We start from the raw sequence: 25,352 nt of genomic DNA on the forward strand, positions 1-25,352 counted from the left end.
GCCCTGTCGCAGGTGTCGAGTGTCCGTCAGCAAAGTAGCTGTGTCACCAAAGTCACCAACTGCCCGCGATCCACGTGGTCTGTCCGCTCATCTGCGGGAATGACCATATTTTCTGCTGTGGTCCGACTTTCTTCGCGACGTTACCCGAGCCGGGGTCTCGCGCCGAGTACCGCAGTGCCGACGCGTACATGTGTCGCACCCGCCAGCACGGCCTGTTCCAGGTCGGCGCTCATTCCGGCCGAGACCATCGTGGCAGCCGGATGGGCCGCGCGCAGGCCGGATGACAATTCCATCATCCGCTCGAACGCCGCCCGTTCGCGTCCGGCGTAGGGGCCCGAAAGCGGGGCGACGGTCATGAGGCCGTCGATCCGCAGTCCCGGCGCGCCGGCCACGAGGTCCGCCAACTCGGCGAGCTGCTCGGGGGCGGCGCCACCCCGGGCGCCGCGCTCCCCCGATTCGGCGTCGAGCGCGATCTGCACGAGGCAGCCGAGCTCCCGGCCCTGGCCCTCGGCGGCCGCCGACAGCGCCGTGACGAGTTTCGGCCGGTCGACCGACTGCACCACGTGCGCGTATCCCGCAACGGAACGGACTTTGTTCGTCTGCAACTGGCCCACGAAGTGCCAGCTCAGCGGCAGATCCGTGCAGGCGGCGGCCTTGGGGGCGGCGTCCTGGTCACGATTTTCCGCAACATGACGGACACCCAGGTCCGCCAGCAGTCGTACGTCGCTCGCCGGGTAGGTCTTGGTGACCACGATGAGGGTCACCTCCTCCCGCTCGCGCCCGGCCGCCGCGCAGGCGGACGCGATGCGCTCCTCGACCCGCGCGAGGTTCTCGGCGAGCTCCGTCTTACGATCCGTCATTCCTCAGTCCAACCAGACATATCCGGCGAGGCGCCCGGTCACCCGGTCGCGGCGGTACGAGAAGTGGTCCCGCGACTCCAGTGTGCAGACCGGGGAGCGGTGCGCGTGCACCACCCCCGCCTCGGCCAGCTGCGCGTGCACCCCGGCGACCACGTCCACGGCCGGTGTCCCCCAGCTGGTCTCGGCCCACGCGGCCGGCACCACCTGGGCGACCGCCTCCCGCATCCCGGCCGGCACCTCGTAGCAGCGGCCGCAGACGGCCGGTCCGGTACGGGCGACCATCCGCGCGGGGTCGGCGCCGAGGGCGACCATCGCCTCGACGGCGGCGGGCACCACCCCGGCGACCAGCCCGGGCCGCCCGGCGTGGGCGGCGCCGGCGACCCCGGCGACGGGGTCGGCCAGCAGGACGGGCGTGCAGTCGGCGGTGAGCACCGCGAGGGCGAGCCCCCGACGGGCGGTCACCACCGCGTCCACCGCGGGGACCTGCTCCCCCGCCCCCCAGGGGCCGTCCACCACCGCGACGTCCCGCCCGTGCACCTGGTTCATCCAGACCACCAGGTCCGGGTCGACGCCCAGGTCCTTGGCCGCGATCGCCCGGTTCGCGCGAACGGCGGCCGGGTCGTCTCCGACCGCGCCGCCGAGATTGAGCTCCTCGTACGGAACGGCGCTCACCCCGCCCCACCGGTCGGTGAAGGCGAAGTGGGCGCCGTTCTCGCTGTGCTGCCCCAGGGTCACTTCAAGAAGTCCGGTACGTCCAGCTCTTCGGCCGGGCTGTCCTGGTACGGCCGGGCCGTCGGGACCTGCGGCGCGGGGGCCGGGGCCTCGACCGGGATCTCCACCGGCGCCGGCGGGTCCTCGCGGGGGGTGACCGTGCCGAGTCCGCCGAAGGCCGGGCGGACCGGCTCGGGGGCGCGGACCGGCGCGGGGGCCGGCTCCTCGCGCTTGGTGGACGCGGCGCCGATGACGTTGTCGCGGCGGGCCGGGGGCTGTCCGCCGTCGAAGCCGGCCGCGATGACGGTGACGCGCACCTCGTCGCCGAGGGCGTCGTCGATGACGGCACCGAAGATGATGTTCGCCTCGGGGTGCGCGGCCTCGCTGACCAGCTGCGCGGCTTCGTTGATCTCGAAGAGGCCGAGGTCCGAGCCGCCGGAGATGGAGAGCAGCACGCCGCGGGCCCCGTCGATGGACGCCTCGAGCAGCGGGGAGGAGATGGCCATCTCGGCGGCGGCCACGGCGCGGTCGTCGCCGCGGGCCGAGCCGATGCCCATGAGGGCCGAGCCGGCCTCGGACATCACGGACTTGACGTCGGCGAAGTCGAGGTTGATCAGGCCCGGGGTGGTGATGAGGTCGGTGATGCCCTGGACGCCGGAGAGCAGGACCTGGTCGGCCGACTTGAAGGCGTCGAGCACGCTGACCTGGCGGTCCGAGATGGACAGCAGCCGGTCGTTGGGGATGACGATGAGGGTGTCGACCTCTTCGCGGAGCTCGGCGATGCCGTCCTCCGCCTGGTTCGCGCGGCGCCGGCCCTCGAAGGTGAACGGGCGGGTGACCACACCGATCGTCAGGGCGCCGAGCGAGCGCGCGATGTTGGCGACGACGGGGGCGCCGCCGGTACCGGTGCCGCCGCCCTCGCCGGCGGTGACGAAGACCATGTCGGCCCCCTTGAGGACCTCCTCGATCTCCTCGCGGTGGTCCTCTGCCGCCTTGCGGCCGACGGCCGGGTTGGCTCCGGCGCCGAGGCCCCGGGTGAGTTCACGGCCGACGTCGAGCTTGACGTCGGCGTCGCTCATCAACAGCGCCTGGGCGTCGGTGTTGATGGCGATGAACTCGACGCCCTTGAGACCGACCTCGATCATTCGGTTGATGGCATTGACACCACCGCCGCCGACACCGATGACCTTGATGACTGCGAGGTAGTTCTGCGGTGCTGCCACGTCGAAGGCCTCTCGCCTCGAGTTACGTGTCGCCGCCTCGCGGGCCTGCGTAGCGACGACTGATGCCGAAATGTGGGACGGTCCGTACGCGCCGACCCGAACCCTCACCCTTAAGTTTAGGGTTAGGGGTGTACCTGTTCTCTGGACTCTTCCGAACAGGACACTAAGTCGACAAGTAGCGCGTGTTCAACGAACACGCCGAACCTCCCGTTTTTCTTTTCACCCTATGTGATCACCCGTATCGGTGGCCAACCAGGGTGCTCCGGTGTTCGACCTGACGTCAACTCCCGGACACCGCAGGCGCCGTCGGAACGCTCACGTCGAAGTGGTCAGCCTTGGGCGAGGCCTTCAGCAGGGCCGTCAGCGCCCTCCCTTTGGCCTCACCCAGTTCGCCGCTCCCCCACACCACCGTGCGGCCCTTTGTCAGGTGCAGTACGACCGAATCGTACGACCGGACGGTGACCTGCGACGTCTCCTTGGCCACGGCTTCCGGGAGGCTTCCGGCGATGGCGACGGCCTCGCGCAGCAGCCGCTCGCCGTCGAAGCGGCGGGCGCTGGGCGAGCCCGCCGCCGCCAGTTCGAGGACCGGAACGTGCGCGGGTGCTTGCCGGACCGTGTCGAATCGCACACCGGAAGCGTCCACTTCGACGAACTCCGCGCCCTTTTTGATGAGCAGGACCGCTTTGCGCTCCGTCACCTCGAGGGCGATCCCGTGCGGCCAGGACCGCACCACCTCGACCGAATCGATGCGGGGCAGCCGGCCGCGCACCCGGGCCGCGATCTCGTCGGTGTCGACGCCCACCAGGGGTGCGCCGACGGGCACGGCCGCGGCGGCGAGGACCTGCTCGGGGGTGAGCACGTCGGTGCCGGAGGCCGTGACCTTCTCGACGCGGAGCCAGGAGGATCCGTAGAGCGCCCAGGTGACGCCGCCCGCGAGGAGCGCCGCGGCGGCGAGGGCGAGCAGCACGGGGACCCGGCGCGCCACCGCGCCGCCGGGCCCCCGCGGACCGGACCCCTTCGGCGGCTTCGGCGACTTGGGCCGCTGGGGGGCTCCGGACGGACCCCCGCCCTTGCCGCCCTTGCCGGCGCGGCCGGAAGGGCCGCGCTGTGCCGTCGTCGCTCCGGCCACTCCTGTGCCTCCTGGGTCAGCGGTTACCTGCGTGCGGCCGCGATCGCCTCGTAGACCAGGCCGACGAGCAGGTCGTCGGCGTCCCGGCGGCCGAACTCGGCGGCGGCGCGGGACATCTCGTACAGGCGGTGCGGATCGGACAGCACCGGGAGGATCTGGCCGAGCACCCACTCGGGCGTCAGTTCCGCGTCGTCCACGAGCAGGCCGCCGCCGGCCTTGACCACCGGCTGGGCGTTGAGCCGCTGTTCGCCGTTGCCGATCGGCAGCGGTACGTAGGCGGCCGGCAGTCCGACGGCGGAGAGTTCGGCGACGGTCATCGCACCCGCGCGGCACAGCATCATGTCGGCGGCGGCGTACGCGAGATCCATCCGGTCCACGTACGGTACCGGCACATAGGGCGGCATCCCGGGCATGTTGTCGACACGCGGCAGTTCGTTCTTCGGGCCGACCGCGTGCAGGATCTGGATCCCGGAGCGCTGGAGGGTCGGCGCGGCCTGCTGGATCGTCTCGTTGAGGCGGCGGGCGCCCTGGGAGCCGCCGGAGACCAGCAGCGTCGGCAGGTTGGGGTCCAGGCCGAAGGCGGCCCGCGCCTCGGGGCGTACGGCGGCGCGGTCCAGGGTGGAGATGGAGCGGCGCAGCGGGATGCCCACGTAGCGGGCGCCGCGCAGCTTGCTGTCCGGGGTGGAGACCGCGACGGCGTGCGCGTACCGGGAGCCGATCTTGTTGGCCAGTCCGGGCCGCGCGTTGGCCTCGTGGACGATGATCGGCACCCCGAGCCGCTTGGCGGCGAGGTAGCCGGGCAGGGCCACGTAGCCGCCGAAGCCGACGACGACGTCGGCCTTGGTGCGGGTGAGGATCTCCTCGGCGGCCTTGATCGTGCCGCGCAGCCGTCCGGGGACGGTGATCAGCTCAGGGGTGGGCTTGCGGGGCAGCGGCACGGCGGGGATCAGTCCCAGCTCGTAGCCGCGCTCCGGAACCAGACGGGTCTCCAGGCCGCGTTCCGTGCCGAGGGCGGTGATGCCCACGGTCGGGTCCTGCCTGCGCAGGGCGTCCGCGAGGGCGAGCGCCGGCTCGATGTGGCCGGCGGTCCCCCCACCGGCGAGTACGACATGCACCGAAATTCACCGCTCTCCGGACGGACGCCTCTTGACGCGCCGTCTCATCGACTTCCATATCGGCCCGCTCCGCTTCCAGCCCGCTCTCGGCTGACGCATCGCGAGCGCCGCCCTCGCCGTCGGCTCCTCCCGCGCGAAGGCGATGAGCAGTCCGACCGCGAACATGGTCGGCAGCAGGGCGGACCCTCCGTAGGAGAACAGCGGGAGGGGGACCCCGGCGATCGGCAGCAGGCCGAGCACCGCACCGATGTTGATCACGGCCTGCGCCGTGATCCAGGTGGTCACGCCTCCCGCGGCATACCGTACGAAGGAGTCCTCCGTGCGTCCGGCCACGCGGATACCCGCATAGCCTAGGGCCGCGAACAGGGCGAGCACCGACAGCGTCCCCGCCAGGCCCAGTTCCTCACCGGTGATGGCAAAGATGAAGTCGGTGTGGGCTTCGGGCAGTTGCCCCCATTTTTCCACACTCGCCCCGAGGCCGGAACCGAACCATCCGCCGGACGCGAGGGCGTAGATGCCGTGCACGGCCTGCCAGCAGAGGTCGTTCCTGCCCGGTTCCGTCGCGCCGAGGCAGGCGAGCCGGTCCATGCGGTGCGGGCTGGTCTTGATCAGCAGTGCGACGATCACACCCGCGAAGGCGAGCACGCCCACGAAGAACCTCGTCGGGGCTCCGGCCAGCCACAGCAGGCCGAACAGGACGGCTCCGAGGATCATCGCGGTGCCCATGTCCCCGCCGAGCATGATCAGCCCCAGGAGCAGGAAGGACACCGGGACCAGCGGCACCAGCAGGTGCTTCCACTGGCTCAGCAGCCCCTTGTCGCCCTTGCGGGCCAGCAGGTCGGAGCCCCACAGGATCAGCGCCAGCTTGCCGAACTCGCTGGGCTGGAGCATGAACGGGCCGCCCAGGGAGATCCAGTTCTGGTTGCCGTTGATGGAGACCCCTATCCCGGGGACCTGGACCAGGACCATCAGGAACAGGGTGCCGGCCAGTACCGGGTAGGACAGGGCCCGGTGCAGCTTGACCGGCATCCGGGAGGCCGCGAAGAGCAGGGCGCCGCCGATCAGGGCGGCGATGAACTGCTTCTTGAAGAAGTAGGCGTCCCCCAGGCCCAGCTGGAGCGCCTTGATCATGGAGGCCGAGTAGACCATCACCAGGCCGAGCACGGTGATGAGGAGCGAGCTGCCGAAGATCAGGTAGTACGCCGTGAGCGGGCGGTCCCAGGCCTTGTTCAACTGCCGCTGCGTACGCCGCAGCCCCGCAAGCGGCCCGCGCCCGGCGGGCCGCTTGGCGGTGGCGGCCGGACGTTTGCGGCCCTGCGCCTTGACGGCGGCGGGCCGCCGTCCCGGCAGCATCTGCTTGGCCGGCATCTGTGACCTTCCCCTCCACTCGTACGAGGCGAGCAGCCGGCCGGAGGGAACCTGTCCCGGTGCCCTCGGCCTAGGCCGGGTCCGCGGCGCTCCCGGAGGCCAGTTCGCGCACCGCGTCGGCGAACGCGTCCCCACGCTCGTTGTAGTTCGCGAACATGTCCATCGAGGCGCACGCGGGCGCCAGCAGGACCGTGTCCCCGGGCTCCGCGAGCCGGGCCGCTTCCCGGACCGCTGCGAGCATCGCCCCAGTGTCGGTCCGTTCGAGGTCGCTCACCGGGACCTCGGGCGCGTGTCGCGCCAGCGCCTCGGCGATCAGCGCCCGGTCGGCGCCGATGAGCACGACGGCCCGCAGCCGCTTCGCGGACTTCCGGACGAGTTCGTCGAAGGTCGCACCCTTGGCGAGGCCGCCGGCGATCCAGACGACCGGCTCGAAGGCCGCGAGGGAGGCCTCCGCCGCGTGCGTGTTGGTGGCCTTCGAGTCGTCGACGTACCGGACCCCGTCGACCTCGTCGACGTGCGCGACGCGGTGCGCGTCGGGGCGGAAGTCGCGCAGCCCGTCACGGACCGCGCGCGGCTCCACGCCGAAGGCGCGGGCCAGGGCCGCGGCCGCGAGGGCGTTGGCGATGTTGTGCGGGGCGGGCGGGTTGACGTCGTCGACGTGCGCCAGCTCCTGGGCGTTTTTCTGCCGGTTCGCCACGAAGGCCCGGTCCACGAGGATCCCGTCGACCACGCCGAGCATGGACGGGCCGGGGGCGCCGAGGGTGAAGCCGATGGCCCGGCAGCCCTCCTCGACGTCGGCCTCCTCGACCAGCCGCTCGGTGGCCGGGTCGGCGACGTTGTAGACGCAGGCGACGGTGTTGCCCTCGTAGATGCGGCCCTTGTCGGCGGCGTACGCCTCCATGGAGCCGTGCCAGTCGAGGTGGTCGGGGGCCAGGTTGAGCACGGCCGCCGAGTGGGCGCGCACCGAGGGCGCCCAGTGCAGCTGGTAGCTGGAGAGTTCGACGGCGAGCACGTCGTACCGCTCCTCGCCGGTCACCACGTCGATGATGGGCGTGCCGATGTTGCCGACGGCGGCGGTCTTCAGACCGGCCGCCCGCAGGATCGAGGCCAGCATCTGGGTGGTGGTGGTCTTGCCGTTGGTGCCGGTGATCGCGAGCCAGGGGGCGGCGTCCTCGCCGCGCAGCAGCCAGGCGATCTCGACGTCGCCCACCACGTCCACGCCGGCCTCGGCGGCCGCCGCGAACAGGGGGCTGTCGGGCTTCCAGCCCGGGGAGGTCACGACGAGGTCGGTGCCCTCGGGGAGGGTCTCGGCGTCGCCGAGGCGTACGGAGACGCCCTCGGTCCCGGCTTCCAGCGCCGCGGCCCGGGCCCGGTGGCCCTCGCTGTCGCCGCCGTCGACCACCGTCACGACCGCGCCGAGGCCGGCCAGGGCGCGGGCGGCGCTGATGCCGCTCACGCCGAGACCGGCGACGGTGATGTTCCTGTCCTGCCAGGAGGTCACTTGTCTGCTGCCCATCCCGCGTAGAAGAGACCGAGGCCGACGATCACGCACATGCCCTGGATGATCCAGAAGCGGACCACGACGAGGACTTCGGACCAGCCCTTGAGCTCGAAGTGGTGCTGGAGCGGGGCCATGCGGAAGACGCGCTTGCCGGTCATCTTGAAGGAGCCGACCTGGATGACGACCGACATCGTGATGAGCACGAACAGGCCGCCGAGGAGCGCCATCAGGAACTCCGTGCGGGAGCAGATGGCCAGACCCGCGAGGGCGCCGCCGAGCGCGAGCGAGCCGGTGTCGCCCATGAAGATCTTGGCGGGCGAGGTGTTCCACCACAGGAAGCCGAAGCAGGCTCCCATGAGGGCGGAGGCGACGACCGCGAGGTCCAGCGGATCGCGCACCTCGAAGCAGGCGTTGGGGTTGGTCAGCGTCATCGCGTTGGCGCAGGACTCCTGGAACTGCCACACGCCGATGAAGGTGTAGGCGCCGAAGACCATCACGGCGGCGCCGGTGGCCAGGCCGTCCAGACCGTCGGTCAGGTTCACGCCGTTGGACATCGCCAGGATCATGAACAGGGCCCACACCACGAACAGCACGGGACCGATGGACCAGCCGAAGTCCGTGACGAACGACAGCTTGGTCGACGCCGGGGTCAGTCCGCGCGAGTCCTTGAACTGGAGCGCGAGCACCGCGAAGGCGATGCCGACGATCAGCTGGCCGGCCATCTTGGCCTTGGCCCGCAGACCGAGCGAGCGCCGCTTGACGATCTTGATGTAGTCGTCGAGGTAGCCGACCAGGCCCATGCCCGCCATCAGGAACAGCACGAGCAGGCCCGAGAAGCTCGGCTCCTCGCCGGTGATGACCTTCGTCAGGGCGTACGCGATGAGCGTGGCCAGGATGAAGGAGATGCCGCCCATGGTGGGCGTGCCCTTCTTCCCGGCGTGGCCGCGGGGGCCGTCGTCACGGATGAACTGGCCGTAGCCCTTGCGGGCCAGCAGCTTGATCAGCAGCGGGGTGCCGATGACGGTGAGGAACATGCCGATGACACCGGCGAACAGGATCTGCCTCATCGGTCGGCGACCCCGCCCTCGCGCTCCAGCAACGCCAGCGCGACCCGCTCCAGGCCGACCGACCTGGAAGCCTTCACCAGCACGACGTCCCCCGGGCGCAGTTCACTGCGCAACAGGTCGACCGCCGCCTGCGCGTCGGACACGAGCACCGACTCCTCACCCCACGAACCCTCGTTATATGCGCCCAGTTGCAGCCAGGACGCTTCCCTGCCCCCGACTGCCACGAGCCTGCTCACGTTGAGCCGGACGGCAAGCCGCCCCACCGCGTCGTGTTCGGCCAGCGAATCGTCGCCGAGCTCGGCCATGGGGCCGAGCACCGCCCACGTACGTCCCCCCTCGGCCCTGCGGGCCTCGCCCATCGCGACAAGTGCGCGCAGGGCGGCCCGCATGGACTCGGGGTTCGCGTTGTAGGCGTCGTTGACGATCGTCACGCCGTCCTCGCGCTCGGTGACCTCCATCCGCCACCGGGACAGCGTGCCCGCCCCGGAGAGCGCTGTGGCGATCTCCTCGACCGGCATGCCCAGGACATGGGCGACGGCGGCCGCGGCGAGCGCGTTCGACACGTGGTGCTCACCGTACAGCCGCAAGGTCACATCGCTGCACCCGGTCGGGGTGTGGAGTGTGAAGGAGGGCTGTCCCGCGGCCGTCATCCGCACCTCGGTGGCGCGCACGTCGGCGTCCTCGGCCTCGCCGAAGAAGACCGTACGGGCCTTGGTGCGGGCGGACATGGCGCGCACCAGCAGGTCGTCGGCGTTGAGTACGGCGACCCCGCCCTCGGCCTCCGACGGCAGGGCCTCGACCAGCTCCCCCTTGGCCTGGGCGATGGCCTCGCGGCCGCCGAACTCGCCGATGTGGGCGGTCCCGACGTTCAGGACGAGGCCGATGCGCGGCGGGGTCAGGCCGGTCAGGTAGGCGATGTGGCCGATGCCGCGGGCGCCCATCTCCAGGACCAGGTGGCGGGTTTCCGCGGTGGCCTTCAGGGCCGTGAGCGGCAGGCCGATCTCGTTGTTCAGGGAGCCGGGCGTCCACACGGTGGGCGCGTGGTGCTGGAGCACCTGGGCGATGAGGTCCTTGGTGGAGGTCTTGCCGGCCGAGCCGGTCAGGGCCACCACGTCGGTGCCGAGACGTTCGACGACGGTGCGGGCGAGGGCACCCAGCGCCTTCTCCACGTCGGGCACCACGATCGCCGGTACGCCGACGGGCCGGGCGGCCAGGACGGCGGCGGCTCCGGCGGCGACGGCGCGCTCGGCGTAGTCGTGGCCGTCGACGTTCTCGCCCGCGAAGGCGGCGAAGAGGCTGCCGGGCTCCACCTGGCGGGAGTCGATGACGACCGGTCCGACGATCCGCACCGACGGATCCGGTATGTCGTGGGGCCGCCCGCCGGTGATGTCGGCGATCTCGGCGAGGGAGAGGGCGATCACTGGTTCACCTCGGCCTGTCGGGCGCTGCGCTGCTGGTTCTCGATGGCCGCGCGCAGCACGGCGCGGTCGTCGAAGGGGCGTACGACGCCCGCGGTGTCCTGGCCCTGCTCGTGGCCCTTGCCGGCGACGAGCACGGTGTCCCCGGCCTCGGCGCGCGCGACGGCGGCGGCGATGGCCGCTGCCCGGTCCGCGTCGACGAGGACGGTGCCGCGCTCCTCGGCGGGCACGGAGACGGCGCCGTCGAACATCGCGGCGAGGATCTTCAGGGGGTCCTCGGAGCGCGGGTTGTCGGAGGTCAGGACGGCGGTGTCGGCGTACCGGGCCGCCGCGGCGCCCATCGGGCCGCGCTTGGTGGTGTCGCGGTCGCCGCCGCAGCCGAGGACGATGTGCAGCCGGCCGGTGGTGACCTCGCGCAGGGCGCGCAGCACCGACTCGACGGCGTCCGTCTTGTGGGCGTAGTCGACGACGGCCAGGTACGGCTGGCCCGCGTCGACCCGCTCGAGGCGGCCGGGGACCCCGGGGACCGCGGCGACGCCGTCGGCGGCGGTCTGCGGGTCGAGGCCGGCCGCGGCGAGCGTCACGATCGCGGCGACGGTGTTGGCGACGTTGAAGGGGCCGGGCAGCGGGGCCTTGGCCCGTACGCGCTGCCCTTCGGGCCCGATCAGGGTCAGGGTGGAGTCCATGTGGCCGCTGACCACGTCCTCGGCACGCCAGTCCGCGGCCGGGTCCCCGGCGGCGGAGAAGGTGACGACCGGGATCGGCGCCTCCTTGGCGAGGCGCCGGCCGTACTCGTCGTCGATGTTGACCACCCCGAGGCGGGCCCGGCGCTCGCTGAAGAGCTGCGCCTTGGCCTGGAAGTAGTCCTCCATGCCGGTGTGGAACTCCATGTGTTCCGGGCTCAGGTTGTTGAAGACGGCGACGTCGAAGACGCATCCGTCGACCCGGCCGAGCACCAGGGCGTGGCTGGAGACCTCCATGGCCACGGCCTCGACGCCGCGTTCGCGCATGACGGCGAACAGGGCCTGGAGGTCGGTGGCCTCGGGCGTGGTCCGCTCGGACTTGATGCGCTCGTCGCCGATGCGCATCTCGACGGTGCCGACGAGTCCGGTGGTGCGTCCCGCCGCGCGCAGTCCGCCTTCGACGAGGTACGCGGTGGTGGTCTTGCCGGAGGTGCCGGTGATGCCGAGCTGGAGCAGGGCCTCGCCGGGGCGTCCGTAGATCTCGGCGGCCAGCTCGCCCATCCGGCCGCGCGGGTCGGCGACGACCAGGACCGGCAGGCCGGTCGCGGCGGCGCATTCGGCGCCGTCCGGGTCGGTCAGCACGGCGGCGGCGCCGAGGGCGGCCGCCTGGGCGGCGAAGTCCGCACCGTGCAGCCGGGCGCCGGGCAGGGCCGCGTACAGGTCTCCGGGGCGCACCGCACGGGAGTCGTGCGTGATGCCGGTGATCTGAGCGGCGCCGGACTCGGGCAGACCCAGCAGGGTGGCCAGCACGCCCAGGGGGGTCGGGCGGGCGGTCACGGGCCGGGGCGCTCCCGGCGGCGCTGCCGGGGCGTCTTTCTGGGCGGTTCTGGGCTGATCAGCGTGAGGCACGGCGGTGAGCGTACCGGGCGCGGCGGGCCGCTCGCGAAGCGAGGGCCCCGCCTGGGCGCCGCCGGCCGTCTGGTTCCCCGGTTCCGGGGTGATCGTTGTCACTGGTGGTGCCTCGCGCTCTGGTGGCTGGACGGGCGGTTCACTGTCCGGGCTGCGGACCGGTCGGGGCGTTGCCGGCGGGGGCGGGCGGCGGGGCCGCCTCGTAGGTGACCGGCAGGCCGGCGGGGGCGGTTCCGGTGGGTGCGACCTGGAGGGTCTTGAGGGCGAACTCCATGACCGTCTTGTAGATGGGGCCGCAGATCTGGCCGCCGAAGTAACTGCCCTTGGTGGGGTTCTGGATGGCGCAGTACACGGTGATGCGGGGGTTGTCGGCGGGGGCGAAGCCGGCGAAGGAGGCCGTGTAGCCCTTGTAGCGGCCGGTCGCCGGATCCACCCGGTTGGAGGTGCCGGTCTTGCCGCCGACCCGGTAGCCGGGGATCTTCGCCCTGGTGCCGGTGCCCTCCTGGTCGTCGACCACGGACTCCAGCATCTCGGAAAGGGTCCTGGCGGTCTCCTGGCTGATCACCCGGGTGCGCTCGGGTGCCGGGGCCGGGGTGAAGCGGCCGTCGGGGCCCTTGGTGCCGCGGACGAGGGTCGGCGTGATCCGGACGCCGCCGTTGGCGATGGTGGAGTACACGGAGGCCGCCTGCATGGCGTTGAGGGACAGGCCCTGGCCGAAGGGGATCGTGTACTGCTGGGAGGTGGACCAGGCCTCGGGCCGGGCGAGGATGCCGCGGGATTCGCCGGGGTAGTTCAGGCCGGTGGGGCGCCCGATGCCGAACTTGTCCAGGTACGAGTACAGGACCTGGTTGGCTTCCTTCTGGGTGGCGCCGAGCTGGCCGGTGGCGAGGATGGTGCCGATGTTGGAGGACTTGGCGAGGACCCCGTTGAGGGTCAGGTACCAGGTCGGGTGGTCGACGTCGTCCTTGAAGAGCCGGTCGCCGCGGTGCAGCCGGTTGGGGACCTCGACGTGGGTGTCGGGCCTGGCCTTGCCCTCCTCCAGGACGGCGGCCATCGACATCACCTTGGCGGTGGAGCCGGGCTCGTACACGTCCTGGAGCGCTGCGTTGCCCATGGCGGCGGAGCGGGCGCGGCTGAGGTCGTTGGGGTCGAACCCGGGGGCGTTGGCCATGGCCAGCACCTCGCCGGTGCGGGTGTCCTGGACGATGACGTAGCCGCGGTCGGCGCCGGACTTCTCGACCTGCTCGGCGATGGCGCTCTGCGCGGCCCACTGGATGTCGCGGTCGATGGTCAGCTCGATGTCGTCGCCGGGCACGGCGGGCTTCTCGCTGGAACCGGCCGTGGGGACGCGGCGGCCGCCGGACTGGGCGTAGGTGAGTTCGCCGTCCTTGCCGGCCAGCTTCTTGTCGAGGGCGGACTCGAGTCCGCCGCCGCCCTTGCCGTCGGCGTTGACGTAACCCAGTATCCCGGCGGCGAGGTCGCCGCCCGGGTACACGCGCTTGCTGCTGACCTCGTTGAAGACGCCGGCGATGACGTTGGCGCCGGGGCCGTTGTTCTTCTTGTCGGCGGCCGCCTTGTCGGCGAAGAGCTTCTTGAGGTCCTTGATCTGGTTCCAGACCTGGGGGGTCTGGCGGCGGGCCAGGATCACGTAGCGGCTGTTCCTGGTCTGGAGGCGCTTGGCGAGTTCCCCGGCGTCCGCTCCGAGGATGGGCGCGAGGAGGGCCGCGGCCTGCTGGGGGGCGTCGGGCGCCTTGCTCTCCTGCGGGGTGAACATCTTCGGGTCGGCGGTGATGTCGTACGCGTCGACGCTGGTGGCCAGCGCCACGCCCTTGCGGTCGGTGATCTCCCCGCGCTCGGCGGCCAGGGTGTGGCTGGCGAAGCGGTTCTCGCTGGCCTTGGCGGAGTACGCGGAGGCGTCGACGGCCTGCACCTGCAGGAGCCGCACGACGAAGGCGACCATGACGAGGGTGAGCCCGACGCCGACCAGGCGCAGCCGGGGCCTGGGGCTGCCGAGGCGGATCGTGTGCGGCGCCCGGGACGCGGCGGGCCGGGGGGCCGGGCGGACCGTGATCCGGGGCCGCCCGGGTCCGGGCACCCGCCGCGGCGGCTCCTTGGGGCTCACCGCGGTACTCCGCGGGGCGGAGCGGGGAGGGGTCCGTATCCGGTCCGCGTCACGACGTCACCTGCCTGGGGTAGGGGTGGGCTGCGGGGAGGTGCCGGGCGCGGGGGCCGGGGGCGCGGTGGACCCGGCCGGGCTCGGCGCGGCCGTCGGCGGCGGGGGCGGGGCCTCCGCCGGGGCGGGGGTGCCCGCGGTCCTGCCGTCGGGGCCGAGGAAGACGGGGCTGCCCCCCGGCACCAGGCCCAGTTCGCGGGCCCGCCGCTGGAGGGCGTCGGGTGCCGAGTAGCCGTCGACGTCCCGCTGGAGGGCCTGCTGCTCGTCCGTCAGCGCGGTGGTCTCCTTCTTCAGCCGGCTCAGCTGGAAGGAGCCCTGGTTCAGCGCCGAGTTCAGCAGCAGCAGGCTGATCAGCCCGCCCGCGAGCAGCGCCACCACCAGCAGGACGAACGGCATCCGTGCCGCCCCGCCGCCCTGCGGCCGCGTCCGGCCGCCCCCGCGGGCCTTGGTCACAGCCGCGCCTCGCGGATGCGCTCGACGCCCCGGAACCGGGCCGGGGCGGCCCGCCGGTTCTCGGCGATCTCCTCCTCGGTCGGCAGCTCGGCGCCCCGCGTCAGCAGCTTCAGCTTGGGCTGGTACTTCTCGGGGACCACCGGCAGCCCCGGCGGGGCCGTCGAGGTGGCGCCGGCGGCGAAGACCTGCTTGACGAGCCGGTCCTCCAGCGAGTGGTACGAGAGCACGGCGATCCGGCCGCCGACCGCGATCCGGTCGACCGCCGCCGGGATGGCCCGCTCCAGCCCGGAGAGCTCGCCGTTGACCTCGATGCGCAGGGCCTGGAAGGTCCGCTTGGCGGGGTTGCCGCCGGTGCGCTTCGCCGCCTGCGGCAGGGCGTCGCGGATCAGCTCGACCAGGCGGGCGCTGTTGGAGAAGGGCTCCTTCTCCCGCTCCCGCACGATCGCGGACACGATCCGCTTGGCCTGCTTCTCCTCGCCGTACTGGCGCAGGATCCGCACCAGCTCGCCGGGGGCGTAGGTGTTGAGGACCTCGGCGGCGCTGATGCCGGTCGTCTGGTCCATGCGCATGTCCAGGGGCGCGTCCTGCGCGTACGCGAACCCGCGGTCGGCCTCGTCGAGCTGCATGGAGGAGACGCCGAGGTCGAAGAGGATGCCCTGGACGGACGGCAGGCCCAGCCCGTCGAGCACCTCGGCGAGGTCGGCGTAGATCGCGTGGACGAGGGTGGCCCGGTCGCCGAAGGGCGCGAGGCGCTCGCCGGAGAGCCGCAGGGCCTCCTTGTCGCGGTCGAGGCCGATCAGGCGTGCCTCGGGGAACCGGGTCAGCAGGGCCTCGCTGTGGCCGCCGAGGCCGAGGGTGCAGTCGACGACGACGGCCCCCGGCCTCTCCAGCGCCGGGGCCAACAGGTCCAGGCACCGCTGGAGCATCACCGGGACATGTCGGGACTCGCTAGTCAAAGCGCCCTCTCAGATAACGGCGCGGCAGGCATACGCCGCGCCGCGCACGCGGAGTGTTACCAGGGGGCCGGGCGGCCGGTGAGGGCCGGGCTCCGGCCGGTTCGCGTCACTTTAGTGCAACGGTCGCCGCGGTCAACGAACCGCCCCGCGCCCGGTGCGCCCCGCCTCCGACGAAAGGGCAAAAGCCGTGAATCACCCGGACGGCGGCCCCCGCCTCACCCTTGTGGGTTAGCTCACAACAAGGTTTGTTGACCTTCTTTGTCCGTCCTCACCCCATGCCCCACCGCGCCGTGACCACTAACGTCATAGCCATGACGACTTCCGCATCCCTGCCCGCGCACTCCTCCCCCCAGGCATCCAGCGGCGACTCCGTCACCGATCGGCTGGTCGCGGCGAACCGTCGCTACGCCGCGCAGTTCACCGATCCCGGCATGGACGCCCGTCCGGTCCTCCAGGTGGCCGTCGTGGCCTGTATGGACGCCCGCCTCGACCTCCACAAGGCCCTCGGCCTGGAGCTCGGCGACTGCCACACCATCCGCAACGCCGGCGGGGTCGTGACCGACGACACCATCCGCTCGCTCACCATCAGCCAGCGGGCCCTGGGCACCCGCACGGTCATACTGATCCACCACACCGGCTGCGGCCTCGAAAGCCTGACCGAGGACTTCCGGCACGAGCTGGAGGACGAGGTCGGCCAGCGCCCCGCCTGGGCCGTGGAGTCCTTCCGCGACGTGGACCAGGACGTGCGCCAGTCCATGCAGCGCGTGCGGACCAACCCCTTCCTGCCCTTCAAGGACGATGTGCGAGGCTTCGTCTTCGACGTGCACACCGGGCTCCTGCGGGAGATCGATCCGGCCAGCTGAGTGACAGAGCCGCCGGACGCCGTCAAGAATGCGGGGAGACGTCACCCGGAACCCCTCCGGGGCGGTGTCCGTGTTTCGGGGTGGGCCGGTCATGCGCCAAGGGCGTCGGCCCTGGGAAAGGGCCGAGGAGAACCAGGTGACCACGTACGACGACCGAGCGAGCCTCGCTGATCTGACCAGCACGGCCGAGCGGGTCCGCCGGTCGGTCGAGAGCGTGATCGAGGGCAAGCCCGAGGTCGTACGGATCGCGCTGACCGTGCTGCTGGCCGAGGGGCACCTCCTCATCGAGGACGTCCCCGGCGTCGGCAAGACGATGCTGGCCAAGACGCTCGCCAAGTCCATCGACTGCTCGGTCCAGCGCATCCAGTTCACACCGGACCTGCTGCCCTCGGACATCACCGGCGTCAGCATCTACGACCAGCAGCGCCGGGAGTTCGAGTTCAAGCCCGGCGCGATCTTCGCGCAGATCGTCATCGGCGACGAGATCAACCGGGCCTCCCCCAAGACCCAGTCCGCGCTGCTGGAGTCGATGGAGGAGCGCCAGGTCACCGTCGACGGCACCACCTACGCCCTGCCCAGCCCGTTCATGGTCGTCGCGACCCAGAACCCGGTCGAGATGGAGGGCACCTACCCCCTCCCCGAGGCCCAGCGCGACCGCTTCATGGCCCGCGTCTCCGTCGGCTACCCCAGCCCCGAGGCCGAGCTCGAAATGCTCGACGTGCACGGCGGGCTCTCCCCGCTCGACGACCTCACCGCCGTCGCGCACGCGCACGACGTGGTCAAACTGATCGAGGCCGTCCGCGAGGTGTACGTCGCCGCGCCCGTGCGCCGCTACGTGGTGGACCTGGTCTCCGCCACCCGCAGCCACCCGGAACTGCGCCTGGGCGCCTCGCCCCGCGCCACCCTGCACCTGCTGCGCGCCGTCAAGGCCTCCGCCGCGCTGTCCGGCCGGGACTACGTCCTGCCCGACGACGTCCAGGCGCTGGCCGCCCCCGTGCTCGCGCACCGGCTGCTGCCCACCGCGCAGGCCCAGCTGAACCGGCGCACCGCCGAACAGGTCGTCCACGACATCCTCCAGCGCACCCCCGTCCCCGCCGCCCACCCCCGCGGCGGCGAGATGCCGCCCGGCGCGGGCCTGCGGAGCTTCTGATGAGCGCCGGTGCCCCGCACGGCGCCGGCGGGCAGGTGAGGGACCCCGGGGGGCTGCGCGCCTCGTTCGCCGGCCTGACCACCCGGGGCCGCTCGTTCCTGGCCGCCGGGACCGCCGCCGCCGTCTGCGCGTACGTCCTGGGGCAGGGGCAGCTCCTGCGGGTCGGGCTGCTGCTCGTCGCCCTGCCCCTGATCTGCGTCCTCGCCCTGCACCGCACCCGCCACCGGGTCACCGGCAGCCGCAGCCTGGCCCCGCCCCGGGTGCCGGCCGGCGGCGAGGCCCGGGTGCAGCTGCGCCTGGAGAACGTCTCCCGGGTGCCCACCGGGCTGCTGATGCTCCAGGACCGGGTGCCGTACGTCCTGGGGCCGCGGCCCCGCTTCGTACTGGACCGGGTCGAGCCCGGCGGGCGCCGCGAGGTGTCGTACCGGGTCCGCTCCGACCTGCGCGGCCGCTACCCGCTCGGCCCCCTCCAGCTGCGCCTGACCGACCCCTTCGGGCTGGTCGAGCTGACCCGCTCCTTCAGCACCTACGACACCCTCACCGTCGTCCCGCGCACCCAGCCCCTGCCCCCGGTCCGGATGGCCGGCGAGGCGGGCGGCTACGGCGACGGCAGCCGCCGCGCCCTGGCGCTGGCCGGCGACGACGACGTGATCCCCCGCACCTACCGGCGCGGCGACGACCTGCGCCGCGTCCACTGGCGGTCCACCGCCCGCTACGGCGAGCTGATGGTGCGCCGCGAGGAACAGCCGCAGCGCAGCAAGGCCACCGTCCTGCTGGACACGCGGGAGACGGCGTACGAGGGCGCGGGCCCCGACTCCGCCTTCGAGTGGGCGGTGTCGGCCGCCGCCTCCACCCTGCTGCACGTCCTCGAACAGGGGTTCTCGGTGCGGCTGCTGACCGACACCGGCGACTCGGTGCCCGGTGAGGGCGGCGGGGGCTTCTCCTCCGGCGGGCACGAGTCCGCCGAGGCGGCCGGGCTGATGATGGACACCCTCGCGGTCGTCGGCCACTCCGACGGGAGCGGGCTGGGCCGCGCGTACGAAGCGGTCCGCGGCGGCGGAACGGGCATGGCCGCCTCCGCCGGCGACGGCCTGCTCATCGCCTTCTTCGGCGACCTCGACGACGAACAGACCGAGATGGCGGCCCGGATGCGGCAGCGCAGCGCGGGCGCCGTGGCCTTCGTCCTGGACTCCGCGGCCTGGGCCGGAGCGCCCTCGCGGGCGCAGGAGCGGCTGCGCGGGCTGCGCGACGCGGGCTGGACGGCGCTGGCCGTCCCGCCCGGCGCGGCCTTCGCGGAGCTGTGGCGGCAGGCCGGGAACGCCCCCCTCGGCACGGACACCTCAGGAGGCCGGGGATGAGCGGGCGCACGCGGGTGACGCTCTTCGCGATGCTGGCGACGCTGCTGACCTCCTGGTCACTGGCCCCGCTGGTGGAGTCCTCGGGCTGGCTGCTCCAGGCGGCGGCGCTGCTCGGGGTGCAGGCCGCGGTGGGTGCTGGGGCCCGGCGGGTGCCGCTGGCCCGGCCGCTGACCGTGGCGGCGCAGCTGCTGGTGTCGCTGCTGCTGCTCGCCTTCCTCTTCGCGGGGAAGGCCGAGTCCCCCGGGAGCGGGCCGCTGGCCTTCCTCGTCACCGACTTCGGGTCCCTGTTCCAGCAGGGCGTGCGGGACGTGAGCGAGTTCGCCATACCGGCTCCGCTGACGGACGGGATCCGGCTGCTGCTGCTGGCCGGGGTGCTGCTGATCGGGCTGCTGGTGGACGCGCTGGCGGTGACGCTGCGGACGGCCGCGGCCGCGGGGCTGCCGCTGCTGGCGCTGTACTCGGTGGCCGCCGGGCTGTCGACGGGCCGGGCCGGCTCGTGGTTCGCCTTCCTGCTGGCCGGCGCGGGCTACCTGCTGTTGCTGCTGTCGGAGGGCCGCGACCGGCTGGCCCAGTGGGGCCGCGTCTTCGGCGGCGCCCCGAGCTCGCGCGTGTCGGCGGCCTCTGGTTACGGGGGCGGCGCGGGCGGCGGGCGGGCCGTGGCGCCCGTGCGCACCGGGCGCCGGATCGGCGTGGTCGCGCTGGGTGTGGCCCTGGCGGTGCCGGCCGCGCTGCCGTCGCTCGGCGGCGGGCTGCTGGGCCCCCCGGGCGGCGACGCGGGCGCGGGCGGCGGGGGCGGCGGCACCATCTCGGCGGTGAACCCGCTGGTCTCGCTCCAGAGCAGCCTGAACGCGCAGGACAACCGGGTGGTGCTGAAGTACCGCACGGACAGCCCGCAGCTCGGCGAGCAGTACCTGCGGATCCTGGCGCTCGACGAGTTCAACGGGGTCAAGTGGGAGGCCTCGGGGCGCCCGCTGACGGACGTGCCGGAGCGGCTGCCGACGCCGACGGGGCTGAGCGACCGGGTCCGCGAGAACGCCTCCGAGGTCCGCACCTCCGTCTCGGCGGCGGACACCTACGCCCAGCGCTACCTGCCGATGCCCTACCCGGCGACGCAGATCGACATCGCCGGCAAGTGGCGCTACGAACCCGCCGGCCGGACCCTGGTCGGGGACCAGCTCGCCAAGGACCGCTTCCAGAACGTGCAGGGCGCGCAGTACACCGTGCGCAGCCTGCTGCTGCGGCCCACGGCGGCGCAGCTCCAGGCCGCCCCGGCCCCGAACCCGCTGGTGCGGGAGGAGTACACGAGGCTGCCGGACAACCTGCCGCCGGTGGTGGCGGAGACGGCGCGGCGGGTCACGCACGGGGCGCAGGACGACTACGCGCGGGCCGTGCGGCTCCAGGACTTCTTCGCGGTGAACGGCGGCTTCCGCTACGACACCAAGGTGTCCTCGGGGACGGGCTCGCAGGCCATCGCCCGCTTCCTGGCGGACAAGGAGGGCTTCTGCGTCCACTTCGCCTTCTCGATGGCGGCGATGTCGCGGACCCTGGGCATCCCGGCGCGCGTGGCGGTCGGCTTCACCCCGGGCGAGAAGCAGTCCGACGGCAGTGTGAACGTCTCGATGCGGGACGCGCACGCCTGGCCCGAGCTGTACTTCGAGGGCGTGGGCTGGACCCGGTTCGAGCCGACGCCCCGGTCGGGCATCTCGCTGCCGGACTACAGCCGCACCGAGGCCCCGGCCCCGCAGCCGTCCGCCCCGTCCGCGCTGCCCTCGCAGGCCGCGTCGGCGCCGGCGCCGATGCCCTCGCAGGCCGAGGCGTGCCCGCCGGAGCTGAAGAAGCTCGGCGAGTGCGGCGGGCCGGCCGCCCCGCGGGACGCCGGCGCGGGCTCCGGCGGCGTGTCGGTGGGCGCGGTGCTCGGCTGGAGCGCCGGTGCGCTGGCGGTGCTGGTGCTGCCGCTGCTGCCGCTGTTGTGGCGCCGCCGGGTCCGCGAGCGGCGGCTGTCCCGCCCGGACGGGCCGGCCGCGGGGCCCCGGGACGGCCGGGCCGGTGACCCGGGGCCGTCCTCGCCGGGCGTGCTGGCGGCCTGGCGGGAGCTGGGCGACAGCGCCTGGGACGTGGGCATCCCGCCCGACGAGGCGTTGTCGCCGCGCCGGGCGGCGGGCCGCGTCGTGGTCCTGGGCCGGCTGGACGGGAAGCCCGCGCAGGCGGTGCACCGGGTCGCGGGCGCGGTGGAGCGGGCGCTGTACGCCCCGCCCGGCGCGGACCTCTCCTACCCGGAGCTGGCCGCCGACGTGCGCCTGGCCCGTGCGGCCCTGCTGGCCGCGCTGGGGCGCCGGGCCCGGCTGCGCGCGCTGCTGCTGCCGCGCTCGGCGGCGCGGGTGACCGCCGCCGCTTCGGTCCGCGTCTCCGCCGCCTCGGCGCGGGTGTCGTCCCTGACGGCGCGCCTCCGCGTCCGGCTCCCCCTCCGCAACCGCGGCTGACCTCACCGCGGTCGCCTCCGCTGGCCGCCTCCGCGCACGCCTCCGCGCACGCGGGAAACGCCGGTGCGGCGGGCTCGTTCCCCCCGAGCCCGCCGCTCCGGCGTTCCTGTTCCGGCCAGGACCCGGTCCGCTCCGCGGCCCCGTGTCCGCGGTGCGGGCCGAGCGGCCCTGTCCGTGGCCTCCAGTCTGCTGTCTTCGCAGGTGGGAGCCCATCCGTACACGTACTCATCTGTGCGTCTGAGTACGGATACTCAGTTGTACGCCGCCTCCCGGCGGGAACGGCACCGCCGACCGGGGGTCAGCGGCTCCCGCTCACCCGGCCCCGCAGCAGCAGCGACAGCGCCGAGTGCACGTCGTCCAGGGACCGCTCGCTCTGGAAGGCCTGCCAGTCCAGCGCGGCCACCAGCACCATCCCCACCAGGGCCGCCGCCGTCAGCGGCACGTCGATCTCGGCGCTGAGCTCTCCGCGCTCCACTCCCTCGCGCAGCACGGACTCGACGACCGCGACCGCCTCGCCCCGCACCACCATCAGGGTGGACTGCCAGGCGCGGTTGGTCCGCCAGAGTTCGGCGACGTACAGCTGGGTGAAGGCCGGGTAGCGGTCGATGAAGACCAGGCCGGCCCGGATCATCGCGTCGAGGGCCTCGATCCGGCTGCCGCCGCGCGCCTCGGTCTCGTCCGCTGCCGCCCGCAGCGAGGCGGTGAGCAGGCCCACGCCGTGCCGCAGCAGCTCCTCGAAGAGCTCGGTCTTGCTCGCGAAGTTGTAGTAGACGGTGCCCTTGGCGACGCCCGCCCGCTCGGCGATCTCGTCGACCGTGGTCGCGGAGAAGCCCTGTTCGGCGATGAGCGTGACGGCCGCCTCGTACAGCTTCTGGCGCGTGGCCTGCCGCCGGGCGCCGCCGACGGTGGTGATGCTGCTTTCCATGGCGCTGATTCTCACAGGTCAACAGCCCCCTACAGGCTCAGTTCCGGGTGCAGCCGGTCCATCGTCCACACCTGCTTGCCGCGGGCGGCGAGTGCGGTGAGGGCCAGCGCCCCGGCCGTGAAGGCGAGGAGGACCGCGCCGCCCTGCCACACCGGGGTGAGGTCGCCGCCCGTGATGAGGCGGCGCAGGCTCTCGACGATGTACGACATCGGCAGGTACGGGTGGATGTCGTTGAAGAAGTCCGGGCTGGTCTGGACGGGGTACGTACCGCCGGCGGAGGTCAGCTGGAGCATCAGGAGGGCCAGGACCAGGATGCGGCCCGCCGCGCCGAACTTGGCGTTCAGCCACTGGACGATCGCCGCGAAGCAGGCGGTGACCAGGACCAGGAAGCCGATGGTGAGGGCCGGGTGGGCCATCTCCAGGCCGAGGCCGGGGGCCCAGTGGAGTACGGACATCAGCGCGCCCACCTGCGCGGCGCCGAGGCCGACCACGGGCAGCCAGCCGGCGACGGCGATCCGCCAGGGCGAGGCGCCGGCGGCCAGGGCCCGCTTGTTCATGGGGGCGATCAGCATGTAGGCGACCATCGCGCCGACCCACAGGGACAGCGGGATGAAGTAGGGGGCGAAGCCGGTGCCGTAGTTGGGCGCCTTGTGCAGGGCCTGGTTGGCCAGCTGGACCGGGTCGGCCATGACCGGCGTACGGGCGTCGCGCTGCTGCTGGTCGTAGTCCGGGATCTTGCCGACGCCGTCGTGCAGGCCGCCGGCGAGCTGTCCGCTGCCGTCGACCAGCTTGAACATGCCGCCGTTGAGGCTGTGGGCGCCGTCGCCGAGCTTGCCGACGCCCTCGCCCAGCTTGCCGGAGCCGCCGGCCGCGGTGCCGATGCCCTTGTGCAGCTCGACCATGCCGTCGGCGACCTTGTGCGCCCCGCTGTTGAGGGCGTTGACCTGGGTGACGGCGGCGTCGAGGTCGCCGGCCAGGCCCGGGGCCTTGTCCACCAGGACGCGGGCCTTGCCCTCCAGGTCGGTCAGCTGGCCGCGGAGCTTGGTGATGTCGCCGCCGGCGTTCCCGACGAGGGTGTTGACGTCGCCGGCGAGCAGGGCGGCCTCGGCGGCGTCGTCCCTGGCCACCTTCGCGTCGGCGCAGAAGGCGGGGGCCGGCGGGGCGCCGGCGGAGCAGTACTTCGTGTAGAGGGAGTCGGTGCGGGTGGCCACCCGCTTGGTGAGGGAGGCCGCGGCGGGTGCCTTCTCGGCGAACTTGCCGAGGTGGTTGTTGACGACGTGGGCGCTGTCGGCGACCAGCTTGGCCGTGTCCGCCAGGTTCTTGGGGTCCTTGACGAAGGGCCGGGCCTTGGCGGCGGCGCCGTTGACCTTGTCGGCGACCTGCTGGGTGCCGTCCGCGACCTGCCGGGAGCCCGTCTCCAGCTTGCCGGCGGCGGCGTTGAGCTTGTTCAGGCCGCCGGTGAGCTCGCCGGTCTTCTCCTTGGCCGTGTCGAGGCCGTCGGCGAGGTCCTTCGCGCCCTGCTGGGCCTTGCCCGCGCCGTCCTTGAGCTGGTCGGCGCCGTCGGCGGCCTCGGCGGTCTTGTCGTGCAGGTCGGCGAACGAGACGAAGATCTTGTCGAGGAAGCCGCGGGAGGCGTTGGCGGACGCGGCCGAGCGGACCTCGGAGAAGACGGTCCGCGAGATCGAGCCGACGATGTAGTTGTTCGCGTCGTTCGTACGGACCTGGAGGGCTCCGGTGGTGGGGTCGTCACCGGCGCTGGAGGCGATCTTCGCGCTGAAGTCGGCGGGCATGGTGAGGGAGAGGTAGTACGTGCCGTCCTCCACCCCCTTCGCCGCCTCGGCGGGGCTGACCTCGCGCCAGTCGAAGGTCTTGCTCCGGCGCAGCTTGCGGGTGATCTCGCCGCCGGCGTCGAGGCGCTTGCCGTCCACGGTGGTGCCCTGGTCGGAGTTGACGAGGGCGACGGGCACCTTGTCGAGGCGCTTGTACGGGTCCCAGAACGACCAGAGGTACAGGGCGCCGTAGAGGAGGGGCAGCAGGAGCAGTGCGACGAGGGCGGCCCGGGGCAGCTTCCCCCGCCCGAACCGCTTCAGCTCAAGCGCGGCCAGTTTCGGCGAGCGCATCGTCCGCCCCCTTCGTGTCGTCGTCGTCGGTGCCGGTCGTGGTGCGGGTCGCGGCCTCGGCCCGGGCCTCGGTTGCCGTTTCGACTTCGGCTGCCGTTTCGGCCTCGGCTTCGGGTCGGGTTGCCGTTTCGGCCTCGGCTTCGGGTTGGGTTTCCGTTCCGGCCCCCGTGCGCACCACCGTCACGCCGTCCGGGGCTTCGCTGCACACCGCGAGGACGGTGGTGCCGCGGTCGGCGAGCGAGCGCAGCAGCGCCCAGGCCTCCCGGCGTTCGGCGTCCGAGAGCTTGAGGTCGAGGTCGTCGAGGGCCAGCAGCCGGGGGTTGCCCAGCAGGGCGATGGCCAGCGAGAGCCGTACGGCCTCCAGCCGCTCCAGGGCGCGGACGGGGGTCCGCTCGCCCTTGGGCAGGGCGGCCGGGTCCAGTCCGACGGCGGCGAGGGCCGCGTCGACGCGGGCGCGGGCGGTGGCGCGGCGCTCGCCGCGCGGGCGCAGCAGGGCGCGGACGGGGCCGTCGTAGCGGCGCTGGAGCATGGCTCCCTCGCGCAGCTGCTCGGCGACGGTCAGCGCCGGGTCGAGGTCGTTGACCCCCGGGACGGGACCGAGGGCGGTGATGCGGCGGACGGCGGCCATCTTCTTCGGCAGCCGGTGGCGGCCGATCTCGGCGTGGCCCTCGATGGCCTTCATCCGTCCGGTGAGTGCCAGGAGCAGGCAGGTGCGGCCACTGCCCGAGGGTCCTTCGACCGCGATGAGCGCACCGGGCGCCGCGTCGATCCCCACGCCCCGGAACACCCAGCCGCGCGGGCCCTTGAGTCCGAAGCCCTCGGCCTTGACGGCCGCGCCGTGCGGGCTGTCCACGGCCCTCCCCCTCCTTTTGAACTGACCAGTCAGTTCA

General features: G+C 73.0%; 20 protein-coding genes. 4 read left to right on the forward strand and 16 right to left on the reverse strand.

The annotated features are described in order from the left end of the window. Positions 1-140 precede the first annotated feature (140 nt). The 13 genes from ACZ501_RS01380 to rsmH all read right to left on the reverse strand — a co-directional run bounded on the left by ACZ501_RS01380 (position 141) and on the right by rsmH (position 15,566). Complete coding sequence (locus ACZ501_RS01380; protein ID WP_468791638.1) at positions 141-860, reverse strand: YggS family pyridoxal phosphate-dependent enzyme; 720 nt, start codon at positions 858-860, stop codon at positions 141-143. Positions 861-863: 3 nt separating this feature from the next. After that, positions 864-1,595 carry a peptidoglycan editing factor PgeF gene (gene pgeF / locus ACZ501_RS01385; RefSeq protein WP_361604910.1) on the reverse strand — a complete coding sequence of 244 codons (732 nt, stop codon included), beginning with the start codon at positions 1,593-1,595 and terminating at the stop codon, positions 864-866. Beyond that, complete coding sequence (gene ftsZ, locus ACZ501_RS01390; RefSeq protein WP_361604907.1) at positions 1,592-2,794, reverse strand: cell division protein FtsZ; 1,203 nt, start codon at positions 2,792-2,794, stop codon at positions 1,592-1,594. Before ftsZ ends, pgeF begins: the two co-directional genes overlap by 4 nt. Before the next feature lie 280 nt (positions 2,795-3,074). After that, a complete protein-coding gene (locus tag ACZ501_RS01395) occupies positions 3,075-3,923 on the reverse strand; it encodes a cell division protein FtsQ/DivIB (protein WP_362464460.1) in 849 nt (282 codons plus the stop codon). 23 nt (positions 3,924-3,946) lie between these two features. After that, positions 3,947-5,038: an undecaprenyldiphospho-muramoylpentapeptide beta-N-acetylglucosaminyltransferase gene (murG, locus tag ACZ501_RS01400; RefSeq protein ID WP_361604901.1), complete on the reverse strand. Its 1,092-nt coding sequence runs from the start codon at positions 5,036-5,038 to the stop codon at positions 3,947-3,949. A gap of 6 nt (positions 5,039-5,044) precedes the next feature. Further along, the gene (gene ftsW / locus ACZ501_RS01405) at positions 5,045-6,406 is read right to left on the reverse strand and encodes a putative lipid II flippase FtsW (protein WP_361604898.1); all 1,362 of its coding nucleotides are present in this window, start codon (positions 6,404-6,406) and stop codon (positions 5,045-5,047) included. A 70-nt stretch (positions 6,407-6,476) separates the two neighbouring features. After that, complete coding sequence (murD, locus tag ACZ501_RS01410) at positions 6,477-7,922, reverse strand: UDP-N-acetylmuramoyl-L-alanine--D-glutamate ligase (protein WP_361604895.1); 1,446 nt, start codon at positions 7,920-7,922, stop codon at positions 6,477-6,479. Then, on the reverse strand, positions 7,904-8,974 hold the full coding sequence (mraY, locus tag ACZ501_RS01415; RefSeq protein ID WP_361604892.1) for a phospho-N-acetylmuramoyl-pentapeptide-transferase: 1,071 nt from the start codon (positions 8,972-8,974) through the stop codon (positions 7,904-7,906). The genes murD and mraY overlap by 19 nt, the downstream gene beginning before the upstream one ends. Further along, positions 8,971-10,395, reverse strand: a complete 1,425-nt coding sequence (locus ACZ501_RS01420; RefSeq protein WP_361604889.1) for a UDP-N-acetylmuramoyl-tripeptide--D-alanyl-D-alanine ligase — start codon at positions 10,393-10,395, stop codon at positions 8,971-8,973. The genes mraY and ACZ501_RS01420 overlap by 4 nt, the downstream gene beginning before the upstream one ends. Beyond that, the gene (locus tag ACZ501_RS01425; RefSeq protein WP_468791641.1) at positions 10,392-12,086 is read right to left on the reverse strand and encodes a UDP-N-acetylmuramoyl-L-alanyl-D-glutamate--2,6-diaminopimelate ligase; all 1,695 of its coding nucleotides are present in this window, start codon (positions 12,084-12,086) and stop codon (positions 10,392-10,394) included. Before ACZ501_RS01425 ends, ACZ501_RS01420 begins: the two co-directional genes overlap by 4 nt. Before the next feature lie 37 nt (positions 12,087-12,123). After that, a complete protein-coding gene (locus ACZ501_RS01430; RefSeq protein WP_468791644.1) occupies positions 12,124-14,106 on the reverse strand; it encodes a peptidoglycan D,D-transpeptidase FtsI family protein in 1,983 nt (660 codons plus the stop codon). A gap of 57 nt (positions 14,107-14,163) precedes the next feature. Then, complete coding sequence (gene ftsL / locus ACZ501_RS01435) at positions 14,164-14,610, reverse strand: cell division protein FtsL (protein WP_361604880.1); 447 nt, start codon at positions 14,608-14,610, stop codon at positions 14,164-14,166. Further along, complete coding sequence (rsmH, locus tag ACZ501_RS01440) at positions 14,607-15,566, reverse strand: 16S rRNA (cytosine(1402)-N(4))-methyltransferase RsmH (RefSeq protein WP_361604877.1); 960 nt, start codon at positions 15,564-15,566, stop codon at positions 14,607-14,609. Before rsmH ends, ftsL begins: the two co-directional genes overlap by 4 nt. A 248-nt stretch (positions 15,567-15,814) precedes the next feature. On the opposite strand from rsmH, the gene ACZ501_RS01445 reads away from it, so the two are divergent. From ACZ501_RS01445 to ACZ501_RS01460, 4 genes are all read left to right on the forward strand, one after another. Then, positions 15,815-16,429 carry a beta-class carbonic anhydrase gene (locus tag ACZ501_RS01445; protein ID WP_468791647.1) on the forward strand — a complete coding sequence of 205 codons (615 nt, stop codon included), beginning with the start codon at positions 15,815-15,817 and terminating at the stop codon, positions 16,427-16,429. 136 nt (positions 16,430-16,565) lie between these two features. Continuing rightward, on the forward strand, positions 16,566-17,579 hold the full coding sequence (locus ACZ501_RS01450) for an AAA family ATPase (RefSeq protein ID WP_361604871.1): 1,014 nt from the start codon (positions 16,566-16,568) through the stop codon (positions 17,577-17,579). Next, on the forward strand, positions 17,579-18,937 hold the full coding sequence (locus ACZ501_RS01455) for a DUF58 domain-containing protein (protein ID WP_468791650.1): 1,359 nt from the start codon (positions 17,579-17,581) through the stop codon (positions 18,935-18,937). The genes ACZ501_RS01450 and ACZ501_RS01455 overlap by 1 nt, the downstream gene beginning before the upstream one ends. Next, on the forward strand, positions 18,934-21,417 hold the full coding sequence (locus tag ACZ501_RS01460) for a transglutaminase TgpA family protein (protein ID WP_468791653.1): 2,484 nt from the start codon (positions 18,934-18,936) through the stop codon (positions 21,415-21,417). The genes ACZ501_RS01455 and ACZ501_RS01460 overlap by 4 nt, the downstream gene beginning before the upstream one ends. A gap of 298 nt (positions 21,418-21,715) precedes the next feature. Here the strand turns inward: ACZ501_RS01460 and ACZ501_RS01465 are convergent, their stop codons facing one another. From ACZ501_RS01465 to ACZ501_RS01475, 3 genes are read right to left on the reverse strand one after another with little or no spacing between them, the layout of a single operon-like run. Beyond that, on the reverse strand, positions 21,716-22,342 hold the full coding sequence (locus ACZ501_RS01465; protein WP_362464437.1) for a TetR/AcrR family transcriptional regulator: 627 nt from the start codon (positions 22,340-22,342) through the stop codon (positions 21,716-21,718). A gap of 29 nt (positions 22,343-22,371) precedes the next feature. Continuing rightward, complete coding sequence (locus ACZ501_RS01470; RefSeq protein WP_468791656.1) at positions 22,372-24,462, reverse strand: YhgE/Pip family protein; 2,091 nt, start codon at positions 24,460-24,462, stop codon at positions 22,372-22,374. Then, the gene (locus tag ACZ501_RS01475) at positions 24,434-25,315 is read right to left on the reverse strand and encodes an ATP-binding cassette domain-containing protein (protein WP_468791659.1); all 882 of its coding nucleotides are present in this window, start codon (positions 25,313-25,315) and stop codon (positions 24,434-24,436) included. Before ACZ501_RS01475 ends, ACZ501_RS01470 begins: the two co-directional genes overlap by 29 nt. Between the last annotated feature and the right edge of the window lie 37 nt (positions 25,316-25,352).

This window comes from Streptomyces sp. NPDC034085 (assembly GCF_055575555.1).

Bases quoted from the DNA above. Each gene is read 5' to 3' on its own strand.
- ACZ501_RS01380 (WP_468791638.1), bottom strand. From the start codon at position 860: ATGACGGATCGTAAGACGGAGCTCGCCGAGAACCTCGCGCGGGTCGAG.
- ACZ501_RS01460 (WP_468791653.1), top strand. From the start codon at position 18,934: ATGAGCGGGCGCACGCGGGTGACGCTCTTCGCGATGCTGGCGACGCTG.
- murD (WP_361604895.1), bottom strand. From the start codon at position 7,922: ATGGGCAGCAGACAAGTGACCTCCTGGCAGGACAGGAACATCACCGTC.
- ACZ501_RS01465 (WP_362464437.1), bottom strand. From the start codon at position 22,342: ATGGAAAGCAGCATCACCACCGTCGGCGGCGCCCGGCGGCAGGCCACG.
- mraY (WP_361604892.1), bottom strand. From the start codon at position 8,974: ATGAGGCAGATCCTGTTCGCCGGTGTCATCGGCATGTTCCTCACCGTC.
- ACZ501_RS01455 (WP_468791650.1), top strand. From the start codon at position 17,579: ATGAGCGCCGGTGCCCCGCACGGCGCCGGCGGGCAGGTGAGGGACCCC.
- ACZ501_RS01470 (WP_468791656.1), bottom strand. From the start codon at position 24,462: ATGCGCTCGCCGAAACTGGCCGCGCTTGAGCTGAAGCGGTTCGGGCGG.
- ftsW (WP_361604898.1), bottom strand. From the start codon at position 6,406: ATGCCGGCCAAGCAGATGCTGCCGGGACGGCGGCCCGCCGCCGTCAAG.